Origin of the sequence: Polaribacter sp. SA4-12 (assembly GCF_002163675.1) — a bacterium.
GTDB lineage: Bacteria > Bacteroidota > Bacteroidia > Flavobacteriales > Flavobacteriaceae > Polaribacter.
In genome coordinates, this window is the sequence record NZ_CP019334.1 from 3,115,557 (window position 1) to 3,127,625 (window position 12,069).

Annotated in this window: 9 protein-coding genes; 8 read left to right on the forward strand and 1 reads right to left on the reverse strand. The window is 31.9% G+C overall.

The genetic code is table 11. The features are described 5' to 3' along the window. Positions 1–30: 30 nt before the first annotated feature. From BTO07_RS13535 to BTO07_RS13570, 8 genes are all read left to right on the forward strand, one after another. A complete protein-coding gene (locus BTO07_RS13535) occupies positions 31–1,206 on the forward strand; it encodes a 2-isopropylmalate synthase (RefSeq protein ID WP_087521736.1) in 1,176 nt (391 codons plus the stop codon). Positions 1,207–1,315: 109 nt separating this feature from the next. Further along, positions 1,316–2,437, forward strand: a complete 1,122-nt coding sequence (gene leuB, locus BTO07_RS13540; RefSeq protein WP_087521737.1) for a 3-isopropylmalate dehydrogenase — start codon at positions 1,316–1,318, stop codon at positions 2,435–2,437. A gap of 563 nt (positions 2,438–3,000) precedes the next feature. Next, positions 3,001–4,677, forward strand: coding sequence for a dihydroxy-acid dehydratase (gene ilvD, locus BTO07_RS13545; protein WP_087521738.1), 1,677 nt, complete (start codon positions 3,001–3,003; stop codon positions 4,675–4,677). A gap of 48 nt (positions 4,678–4,725) precedes the next feature. Next, positions 4,726–6,459, forward strand: coding sequence for a biosynthetic-type acetolactate synthase large subunit (ilvB, locus tag BTO07_RS13550; RefSeq protein ID WP_087521739.1), 1,734 nt, complete (start codon positions 4,726–4,728; stop codon positions 6,457–6,459). Between the two features lie 102 nt (positions 6,460–6,561). Further along, positions 6,562–7,092, forward strand: a complete 531-nt coding sequence (ilvN, locus tag BTO07_RS13555) for an acetolactate synthase small subunit (protein ID WP_087521740.1) — start codon at positions 6,562–6,564, stop codon at positions 7,090–7,092. Between the two features lie 10 nt (positions 7,093–7,102). Further along, the gene (ilvC, locus tag BTO07_RS13560) at positions 7,103–8,578 is read left to right on the forward strand and encodes a ketol-acid reductoisomerase (protein WP_087521741.1); all 1,476 of its coding nucleotides are present in this window, start codon (positions 7,103–7,105) and stop codon (positions 8,576–8,578) included. Between the two features lie 76 nt (positions 8,579–8,654). After that, on the forward strand, positions 8,655–9,917 hold the full coding sequence (gene ilvA / locus BTO07_RS13565) for a threonine ammonia-lyase IlvA (RefSeq protein WP_087521742.1): 1,263 nt from the start codon (positions 8,655–8,657) through the stop codon (positions 9,915–9,917). 182 nt (positions 9,918–10,099) lie between these two features. Further along, a complete protein-coding gene (locus tag BTO07_RS13570) occupies positions 10,100–11,692 on the forward strand; it encodes an NADP-dependent glyceraldehyde-3-phosphate dehydrogenase (RefSeq protein ID WP_087521743.1) in 1,593 nt (530 codons plus the stop codon). Positions 11,693–11,769: 77 nt separating this feature from the next. On the opposite strand, the gene BTO07_RS13575 is transcribed toward BTO07_RS13570, so the two are convergent. Further along, the gene (locus BTO07_RS13575) at positions 11,770–11,994 is read right to left on the reverse strand and encodes a hypothetical protein (protein WP_087521744.1); all 225 of its coding nucleotides are present in this window, start codon (positions 11,992–11,994) and stop codon (positions 11,770–11,772) included. Between the last annotated feature and the right edge of the window lie 75 nt (positions 11,995–12,069).

Here is a 12,069-nt window from a genome sequence, read left to right on the forward strand (position 1 = left end):
AGATTAAATAAGATAATCTTTACAGAAATTATGCAAGATAACAAAGTTCAAATTTTTGACACGACATTAAGAGATGGGGAGCAAGTTCCTGGATGTAAGTTAGATACAGCTCAGAAATTAGTAATTGCGGAAAGATTAGATTTATTGGGTGTAAATGTAATAGAAGCAGGTTTTCCGGTTTCGAGCCCAGGAGATTTTAATTCAGTTACTCAAATCTCAAAAATTGTAAAAAACGCAACAGTTTGTGGTTTAACTAGAGCTGTAGAAAATGATATTAAAGTTGCTGCCGAAGCTTTAAAATATGCAAAATATCCAAGAATTCACACTGGTATTGGTACAAGTGATTCTCATATAAAATTTAAATTTAATTCATCTAGAGAAGAAGTAATAGAACGTGCTGTAAAAGCAGTTACTTATTCAAAATCTTTTGTAGAAGATGTAGAGTTTTATGCAGAAGATGCAGGTAGAACAGATAATGAGTATTTAGCAAGAGTTTGTGAAGCTGTTATAAAAGCAGGTGCAACTGTATTAAATATTCCAGATACAACAGGGTATTGTTTACCTGAAGAATATGGAGCAAAAATGAAATATTTACGTGAAAACGTAAAAGGTATAGAAAATGTAATTCTTTCTTGTCATTGTCATAATGATTTAGGAATGGCAACTGCAAATTCAATTGCTGGTGTAATTAATGGAGCTCGTCAAATTGAGTGTACAATTAATGGAATTGGTGAAAGAGCTGGTAATACAGCTTTAGAAGAAGTAGTTATGGTGTTAAAACAACATCCATATTTAAACTTAGAAACAAGTATCAATACAAAACTATTGTATGATACAAGTATTATGGTTCGTGAAAGTATGGGGATGCCTGTGCAACCAAATAAAGCAATTGTTGGTGCAAATGCTTTTGCTCACAGTTCTGGTATTCATCAAGATGGAGTCATTAAAAACAGAGAAACATACGAAATTATGGATCCTGAAGATGTTGGTGTTACAGAAAGTGCTATTGTTTTAACAGCAAGAAGTGGTAGAGCAGCTTTAGCTTACAGATCAAAAAAGATTGGTTACGAATTAACTAAAGTACAATTAGATGTAGCTTATGATGCTTTCTTAGAAACAGCAGATAGGCAAAAAGAAGTTAAAGACGATGATATACATGCTATTATGAAAGAAGTTAGTAAAACTTCTAAGATAGCAATGGCATAAAAAAACTAAAGGAACTTTGTCTTCAAGGGTAGTTGTGAATTTTAGGCCAACTATTTAAAAGAATCAACTATCTTTGATAACAGAATAATTTAGAGATTACACTTACAGTATGAAATATACAATTGCAGTTATACCTGGAGATGGTATTGGACCAGAAGTAACCAACCAAGCAAAAAAAGCATTAGATGCTATTGCTGAGGTTTACGATCACATTTTTATATATAAAGAAGCTAAAATGGGAGCTTGTGCAATTGATGCAACTGGTGACCCTTTACCAGAAGAAACAATTGAAATATGTAAAAAAGCAGATGCAATTTTGTTCGGAGCAATTGGAGCTTTAAAGTATGATAATGATCCAACCCTAAGAATTAGACCCGAACAAGGTCTTTTACGATTAAGGCAAGAGTTAGATTTATTTTGTAACGTAATACCTGTAAAGGCGTATCCAAAGTTAGTAAAAAACTCTCCACTTAAAAAAGAAATTATTTTAGGAACAGATATTGCTATTTATAGAGAATTATCTGGAGGCATGTATTTTGGAAAAAAAGAATTAAGTAAAGATGGTAAATCTGCTTATGACGTATCTTCATATACTGTTGAAGAAATTTCTCGAATAACTCATTTAGCTTTCCAAGCAGCTCAAGAAAGAAAGAAAAAAGTAACTTTAGTTGATAAAGCAAACGTTTTAGAAACTTCTCGTTTATGGAGAAAAACTGTTGCAGAAATAGCAAAACAGTATAAAGATGTTACCTTAGATTTTATGTTTGTAGACAATGCTGCAATGCAAATTATTATAGATCCAAAACAGTTTGATGTTATTTTAGCAGAAAACCTTTTTGGAGATATTATTTCTGATGTAGCATGTGTTGCTGGAGGATCAATAGGTATACTTGCGTCTAGTTCAATTGGCGGAAAAAACGCTTTATTCGAACCAATTCATGGAACGTATCCACAAGTAACAGGAAAAGATATTGCAAATCCTATCGCATCTATTTTATCAGCAGCAATGCTATTAGAATATTTAGGTTTGCACGACGAAGCAGATGCAATTCAAAGAGCAGTAGAAAAATCGTTAGATTTAGGAATTACAACTCAAGATTTAAAAGTTAAAAATCAGTATTCAGCTTCTACTGCAAAAGTGGGTGACTTTATTGCGGATTACATTCAAAATCAAGAAGATAGTAATCTAAATTTTCAAAATATTTATATGGGACAAAGTACCATTATTTAAAAAATTTTATCAAAAAACGAATAAACTGTCATTCCTTTGAAAACAGGAATCTAATATTTTTTAGAAGCTATTTCCAGCTTTCATTACTCGCTTTTTTTGCAGAAAAAGCAAAAAAGAGCTCAAACAGACCATTTCAAATGCAGAGCATTCAACGACTCAAAAGAAATATTAAAGCGGAGTTAATCTGGGCTAAACTTGTTTGCTAGCTAATTATAATAAAAAAGAAAATTATTTGTGTAATTAAATAAAAATTCACAATATTTGACCAATGAATAAACATTTATTAAATATAATTTCTATTGTCATAGTCATCGTAATTATTACGACATGATAAGGAAGTGATATTTATAATATATTTTTAAATACAACCTTCCTGTAAAATGGAAGGTTTTTTTATGAATTTTTTTTAAGGATTGAGTATCATATTTAAGTGGTGTTAATTAATTGATTATCAGTATTTTGATACATTTTTTTAAGACCTGAATTTAAAGGATAATATTGAATTATATTCAATAAAAATAGAGAAATAGATTAATTTAGACAACAAATTGAAGAAAACAATAATGAAACTAAACAAACACAGTAGCAGATTGACGCAAGATGAATCTCAACCTGCATCACAAGCAATGTTATACGCAGTTGGTTTAACTGACGAAGACATGCAAAAAGCGCAAATAGGAATTGCGAGTACTGGTTATGATGGTAACCCATGTAATATGCATTTAAACAATTTGGCTGCAGAGGTCAAGGTGGAAAGCAATATTGCAGGTTTAGTCGGTTTAGGATTCAATACAATTGGAGTTTCAGATGGTATTTCTATGGGAACTTCTGGTATGAACTATTCATTAGCTTCAAGAGATATTATTGCAGATTCAATAGAAACAGTGATGAATGCTCAGAGTTATGATGCATTAGTTTCTGTAGTTGGTTGTGATAAAAATATGCCAGGAGCAGTTATCGCAATGTTGCGTTTAAATCGTCCATCAATAATGATGTATGGAGGAACAATTGCATCAGGAAATTACAAAGGAAAAAAATTAAATATTGTTTCTGCATTTGAAGCTTTAGGGCAAAAAATGGCAGGAGAAATAGAAGAAGAAGAATATAGAGAAATTATAAAAAGAGCAATTCCAGGAGCTGGAGCCTGTGGTGGCATGTATACAGCAAACACAATGGCTTCTGCAATAGAATGTATGGGTTTTGCTTTGCCTTATAATTCATCAATACCAGCAGAAAATCCTAATAAATTATCTGAAGCAGAAAGAACCGCTTTAGCAATTAAAAACTTATTAGAATTAGATTTAAAACCTTTAGATATCATTTCTAAAAAATCTTTAGAAAATGCAATTGCATTGGTAAATGCTTTAGGGGGTTCTACAAATGCAGTGCTACACTTTTTAGCAATTGCACATGCTGCAGATATTGAGTTTACATTAGAAGATTTTCAAAAAGTTTCAGATAGAACTCCATTAATTGCTGATTTAAAACCATCAGGAAAATACTTAATGGAAGATGTTCATGGAGTTGGTGGTACACCTGCAATTATGAAGTATTTATTAGAAAATGGATATTTACATGGAGATTGTATGACGGTTACTGGAAAAACATTAGCAGAAAACTTAGAAGATGTTGAAGCAATTGAATTTGATGAGCAAGATGTAATTTATCCGAAGGATAAAGCATTAAAATCGTCAGGAAATATTCAAATAATATACGGAAATCTTGCTACTGAAGGAGCTGTTGCAAAAATTTCTGGAAACGAAGGATTACTTTTCGAAGGAAAAGCGGTTGTTTATGATGGAGAGCAGGCTGCAAATACAGGAATTACAAATGGAGAAGTAGAAAGAGGAGATGTAGTCGTTATTAGATATGTTGGTCCAAAAGGTGGTCCAGGAATGCCAGAAATGTTAAAACCAACTTCGTTAATTATGGGAGCAGGTTTAGGTAAATCTGTCGCTTTAATTACTGATGGTCGTTTTTCTGGAGGAACTCATGGTTTTGTAGTTGGTCATATTACACCAGAAGCACAATCTGGAGGAACAATTGGTATTTTAGAAACAGGTGATAAAATTAGAATTAGTGCAGAAGACAATTCAATAAATGTTTTAATTTCTGATGAAGAAATTGCAGAAAGAAAATCTAAATGGGTTGCACCTGCATTAAAACATTCAAAAGGAATTTTGTACAAATATGCTAAAATGGTAGCATCAGCATCTAAAGGATGTATCACTGACGAATAATAAAAAGACGATCAATTCTACATAAGTAGGAATCTAAAACATAATAATATGGAAACACAAACCATAAAAAACAAAGAAACTTCAAAAAAAGCTACAGAAAGAATTTCTGGAAGCGAAGCAATCGTAAGATGCTTAATTGAAGAAGATATAAAAATAATTTATGGATATCCTGGAGGAGCAATTATGCCAGTTTACGATGAGTTATATAAATATCAAGATAAAATTCATCATGTTTTAACACGTCATGAGCAAGGTGCAACGCATTCTGCACAAGGATTTGCAAGAATTTCTGGAAAAGTAGGTGTTGCAATTGCAACTTCTGGTCCAGGAGCAACCAATTTAATTACTGGTATTGCAGATGCACAAATAGATTCTACACCAATGGTGTGTATTACGGGTCAAGTTCCTTCTCATTTATTAGGAAGTGATGCTTTTCAAGAAACAGATATTGTAGGTATTTCAACGCCAGTTACAAAATGGAATTGTCAAGTAACAAAAGCTGCTGATATTCCAGCTGCTTTAGCAAAAGCATTTTACATTGCAAGAAGTGGAAGACCAGGACCTGTTTTGGTTGATATTACTAAAGATGCTCAGTTTGAAGAGTTTGATTTTTCTTATGAAAAATGTACTAAAGTAAGAAGTTATGTTCCTGTTCCTAAAACAAATGTAAAATCTATCGAAGCTGCTGCAAAATTAATAAATGAAGCTAAAAAACCATTTGTTGTTTGGGGGCAAGGTGTAATTTTGAGTGAAGCGGAAGAAGCGTTTAAAGCAGTAATTGAAAAAGCAGGAATTCCTTCTGCGTGGACAATTCTAGGGGCTTCTGCGATTCCTACAAAACATCCTTTAAATGTAGGTATGGTTGGTATGCATGGTAATTATGCGCCAAATGTTTTAACAAACGAATGTGATGTTTTAATTGCAATCGGAATGCGTTTTGATGATCGTGTTACAGGTAAATTAGATGAATATGCAACACAAGCAAAAGTTATTCATTTTGAAATTGATCCATCAGAAGTTGATAAAAACGTAAAAACGGATGTAGCTGTTTTAGGTGATGCAAAAGCAAGCTTAGAAGCAATACTTCCTTTAATAAATGAAAATTCTCATACAGAATGGTGTCAGAAGTTTGCAGACTTATATGCTATAGAATACGAGAAAGTAATAAAGAATGATATACACCCAACCAAAGAAGGTTTAACAATGGGTGAAGTTATAAACCAAATAAATATTGAAAGCAAAGGAGAAGCTGCAATAGTTTCAGATGTTGGTCAACATCAAATGATTGCTTGTAGATATGCTGAGTTCAATAAAACTAAAAGTAATATTACTTCTGGTGGATTAGGTACAATGGGATTTGGTTTGCCTGCAGCAATTGGTGCTAAAATGGCGGCTCCAGATCGTGAAGTGGTTTCTATTTCTGGTGATGGAGGTTATCAAATGACAATTCAAGAATTGGGCACTATTTTTCAGCAAAAAGCAGCTGTAAAAGTAGTAGTTTTAAATAACGAGTTTTTAGGAATGGTTCGTCAATGGCAACAACTATTTTTTGATAAGCGTTATGCTTCAACAGAAATGACGAATCCAAACTTTGTAGCAATTGCAGAAGGGTATTATATAAAAGCAAAAAAAGTTACAAAGCGTGAAGAATTAGCTGCAGCTGTTAAGGAAATGATGGAAAGTAAAGAAGCCTATTTCTTAGAAGTTTGTGTAGAAAAAGAGGGTAATGTATTTCCAATGGTTCCTTCAGGAGCAAGTGTTTCAGACGTAAGATTAGAATAAAAGAAGAACAAGGAATAGAGAACAAAGAGTAGAGATTTAATTGAAGACTAAGACATTTTAAGTCTATTTTCTAAAATCTTTCATCTAATATCTTTTAAAAAAATGAGTACAGAAAAACAATTTTTTACAATATCAGTTTATACTGAGAATAATATTGGGTTGTTGAATAGAATTTCAGCAATTTTCCAAAGAAGACATGTAAACATAGAGAGTTTAAATACTTCTCCATCAGAAATTGAAGGTGTTTCTAAATTTACTATTGTTGTAAGTATGACAGAGGTAAATATTAAGAAAATCATTGGTCAAATAGAAAAACAAGTAGAGGTTATTAAAGCGTATTATCATAATGATGATGAAACAATTTATCAGATTTCTGGTTTGTTTAAAATTAAATCTGAATTGTTATTTGAAGAACCTCAAATTCAGAATATAATTAAAGAAAGTTACGCTAGAATTGTAACTGTAAACACTAATTTCTTTGTTCTTGAAAAATCAGGAAGAAAACAAGAATTGGTTGATTTACATGAGAAATTAAGCGTTTTTGGAATTATGCAATACACACGTTCAGGACGTATTGCTGTTACCAAAGAAGAAATGAAAATATCAACATTACTAGAAACATACAACAACTAAATAAATAAAAATGTCAAATTATTTTAACACATTAACATTAAGAGAAAAATTAGAGCAGTTAGGAAAATGTAGATTTATGGACGCTTCAGAATTTGAAGACGGAGTAGAAGCATTAGTAGGGAAGAAAATTGTTATTGTAGGTTGTGGTGCACAAGGTTTAAACCAAGGTTTAAATATGAGAGAATCTGGTTTAGATATCTCTTATACATTAAGACAAGCTGCTATCGATCAAAAGAGACAGTCTTATATCAATGCATCTTCAAATAATTTTGAGGTTGGTTCTTATGAAGAAATGTTACCAAGTGCAGATGTAGTAATTAATTTAACTCCAGATAAGCAACATACAAATGTTGTAAAAGCAGTAATGCCTTTAATGAAAAAAGGAGCAACTTTATCTTATTCTCATGGTTTTAATATCGTAGAAGAAGGAATGAAAGTTCGTGAAGATTTAACGGTAATTATGGTGGCGCCAAAGTCTCCGGGATCTGAAGTTAGAGAAGAATATAAAAGAGGATTTGGTGTACCAACATTAATTGCGGTTCACCCAGAAAATGATCCACAAGGAAAAGGTTGGGCAGAAGCGAAAGCATATGCAGTTGGAACAGGTGGTCATAAAGCCGGAGTTTTACAATCTTCTTTTGTTGCTGAAGTAAAGTCTGATTTAATGGGAGAACAAACTATTTTATGTGGTTTGTTACAAACAGGAGCAATTTTATCTTTTGATAAAATGGTTGAAGAAGGAATTGAAGCTGGTTATGCTGCTAAATTAATTCAATATGGTTGGGAAACTGTAACTGAAGCTTTAAAGCATGGAGGAATCACGAACATGATGGACAGATTGTCTAATCCTGCTAAAGTAGAAGCTTTTAGATTATCAGAAGAATTAAAAGATATTATGCGTCCATTGTTCCAAAAACATATGGATGATATTATGACTGGTCATTTCTCTCAAACAATGATGGAAGACTGGGCAAATGATGATAAAAACTTATTAACTTGGAGAGCTGCAACAGGAGAAACTGCATTCGAAAAGCAAAAAGTTACTGATCAAGAAATTCCAGAACAAGAATACTTTGATCACGGAACTTTATTAGTTGCTTTTGTAAGAGCTGGTGTTGAATTAGCTTTCGAGGCAATGACAGAATCAGGAATTATTGATGCTTCTGCTTATTATGAGTCTTTACACGAAACTCCGTTAATTGCAAATACAATTGCAAGAATGAAATTAGCTGAAATGAACCGTGTAATTTCTGATACTGCAGAATATGGTTGTTACTTATTCGATCATGCTTGTAAGCCTTTATTAACTGATTTTATGAAAACAGTTAATACAAACGTTATCGGTAAATCATTTAGTTCAGAAAATGGAGTTGATAATCAAGAGTTAATTAAAATTAACGCGATTATTAGAAATCATCCAGTAGAAATCGTTGGTACAAAATTAAGAACAGCGATGACAGCAATGAAAGTGATTAAATCGGCATAAATAAAGTGAAATTTTAACTTTTATAAAAACCTGTCAGATTTCAAAATCTGACAGGTTTTCTTTTTATATTCGGCCCATGCAAACAGAACAAAATTATTATCCAAGTTTAGATAGCGTAAAAGCTGCTTCAGAGAACTTAAAAGGAGTTGCTATTGAAACTCCGTTAGCTAAAAACTTTAATCTTTCTAAAGAGTTAGACGCAACAATTTTGTTTAAAAGAGAAGATTTACAAGTTGTTCGTTCATACAAAATTAGAGGAGCATACAATAAAATGTCTTCTTTAACTTCGGATGAAAAACAACGCGGAATTGTTTGTGCAAGTGCGGGAAATCATGCGCAAGGAGTTGCTTTATCTTGTAAATTATTACAGATAAAAGGAACTATTTTTATGCCGTCTCCAACGCCAAATCAAAAGATTAACCAAGTAAAAATGTTTGGTGAAGATTTTATCAATATTGTTATTGAAGGCGATACTTTTGATGATGCTTTTAATGCAGCGAAGTTAGAGTGTGATGCAAAAGAGAAAGTTTTTATCCATCCTTTTAATGATGAAAAAGTTATTGAAGGTCAGGCAACAGTTGGTTTAGAAATTTTGAGTCAAACTGATAAAAAAATAGATTATGTTTTTGTTCCTATTGGAGGAGGAGGTTTATCAGCAGGACTTTCATCTGTTTTTAAATATTTATCACCAGAAACTAAAATAATAGGCGTTGAGCCAGAAGGAGCACCTTCTATGCTAACATCAATCAGGAATAAAAAAAATACAGCTTTAGATACTATTGATGCTTTTGTTGATGGAGCAGCGGTTAAAAAAGTAGGAGATTTAAACTTTGCTATTTGTCAGAAAAACTTAACGGAAGTAATTACGGTTCCTGAAGGAAAAATTTGTCAAACAATTTTAGATCTTTATAATAAAGATGCAATTGTGGTTGAACCTGCAGGTGCTTTGAGTATTGCTGCTTTAGATCTTTTTTCTGATGAAATTAAAGGAAAGAATGTTGTTTGTGTTGTAAGTGGGAGTAATAATGATATTACAAGAACTCCAGAAATTAAAGAACGAGCTTTATTGTACGCTAACTTAAAGCATTATTTTATCGTAAAGTTTCCTCAAAGAGCAGGAGCTTTAAAAGAGTTTGTGGCAGAAATTTTAGGTCCAAATGATGATATCACTCATTTTGAATATACAAAAAAAAATAACAGAACAAATGGTGTTGCTGTTGTTGGTTTAGAGTTAAAATCTTCTGAAGATTTACAACCATTAATAAATAGAATGAAAGAAAGTAATTTCTTTGGCGACTACCTAAATGATAAGCCAGATTTGTTTCAATTTTTGGTATAATATTTATTCCTTTTTATAAGGAAATCAACGAAAACCTCGAAATCCTTTTCGTGAATAAATGACTATTTAAATCTAATTACAAAGGTAATTTAGTGTTATTTTTCGTTAATTTGGACTTAGTAGTTTGAAAAAATTAATTAATTAAATTCTGTTTTTCAGAGTTTTAATTTTAAAAACATTTTATGAAGAAACAATTTACGGAAATTCCAGAAGCATATAAAATCAGTTCACTTTTACATCAAAAAACATATTTAGTTAATGGTGAATTAAAAGAGTGGAAAGGCGATGTTGCTGAGGTTTATTCTACAATTTCATCAACTAAAGAGTATAAACCAACTTTATTAGGAACTGTGCCAGATTTGGGAGAAACTGAAGCCTTAGATGCTTTAAATTCTGCTTACAGAGCTTATGATAAAGGGCAAGGTTTGTGGCCAACAATGAGAGTTGTTGATAGAATTGAATGTATGGAAGAGTTTGCAGAGCAAATGAAAACCAAGCGTGATGAGGTTGTAAAATTATTAATGTGGGAGATTGGAAAGGCATTGCCAGATTCTGAAAAAGAATTTGATAGAACCATTGATTACATTTACGATACTATTGAAGACTACAAGCAAATGGACAGAGATTCTGCGAAGTTTGAAAAAAGTAGTGGAGTTCATGCTCATATTAGACGTGGTCCTTTAGGTGTAGTTTTGTGTTTAGGGCCTTATAATTACCCTTTAAATGAAACATTTGCATTGTTGATTCCTGCTTTAATTATGGGAAATACAGCTGTTTTTAAACCCGCAAAACATGGAGTTTTATTATTGTCTCCGTTATTGGAAGCTTTTCAGAATAGTTTTCCTGAAGGTGTGGTAAATGTAATTTATGGTAGAGGTCGTGTTTTAGCAACTCCTATTATGAAAACAGGTAAAGTAGATGTATTAGCTTTAATAGGTAATAGTAAATCTGCAAATGCAATTCAAGCAAATCATCCTTTTAAAAATAGATTGCGTTTAGTTCTAGGTTTAGAAGCTAAAAACCCTGCAATTGTATTGCCAGATGCAGATTTAGACTTAGCAATAGATGAGTGTATTTCTGGAGCAACGTCTTTTAATGGGCAACGTTGTACAGCTTTAAAAATTATGTATGTTCATGAGCATATTGTAGATAAATTTAACAAACGATTTGCAGAAAGAGTAGATAGTTTAAAATTTGGAAACCCTTGGGAAAGTGGTGTTAAGTTAACTCCTCTGCCAGAACCAGGAAAACCAGCATATATTCAAGAATTAATTGATGATGCTAGTGCAAAAGGAGCAAAAGTGATCAATAAAAAAGGAGGGAAAACTACGGATAATTATATTTTTCCAGCAGTTTTATACCCAGTTTCTAAAGATATGAGAGTATTTCAAGAAGAACAATTTGGACCAGTTACTCCAATTGTTTCTTTTAAAAATATTCAAGAGCCTTTAGATGATATGGCAGAATCTAATTACGGACAACAAGTAAGTGTTTTTGGTAGTGAAGTAAAAACGTTAGCTCCATTAATTGATACTTTAGTAAACTTGGTGTGTAGAGTAAACTTAAATAGTGCTGCTCAACGTGGGCCAGATGTGTATCCTTTTACAGGAAGAAAAGATTCTGCAGTTGCAACTTTAAGTGTGCATGATGCTTTACGTTCTTTTTCTATTAGAACATTTGTAGCGTCTAAAGATACTCCTTATAATAATGCTATTTTAGAAGAGCTATTAGATAAAAAGGCTTCTAATTTTATCAATACAGATTATCTTTTGTAAGAATAATTAGAAATTTATATAAAATAAAAAAACCTCCATTTATGGAGGTTTTTTTATGAAATTCTAAGAACAAGTTTTTATTCTATAATTTCGTAGTCAATGCTTAATTTCCGTAAAGATCTTAAGGCAGAGCCAGCGTTTTTATCTTCGACTTCAATTTCTACAGTGTCTCCTTCTAAAAGAATGTCTGTAAGTTCATTTGATAAGGAATCGCTAATGTTAGATGAGATTTCTGAAATACATTTGGCTATTGCTCTTCTATCTGGTCTTTGAGTATCACAAGACAATAAGTTTAGTTTCATAATTGTAATTTATTATTGCAATATACTTGAGTTTATGTTATTGATGTATAGTTATCCGTTTTAAATGATATTTAA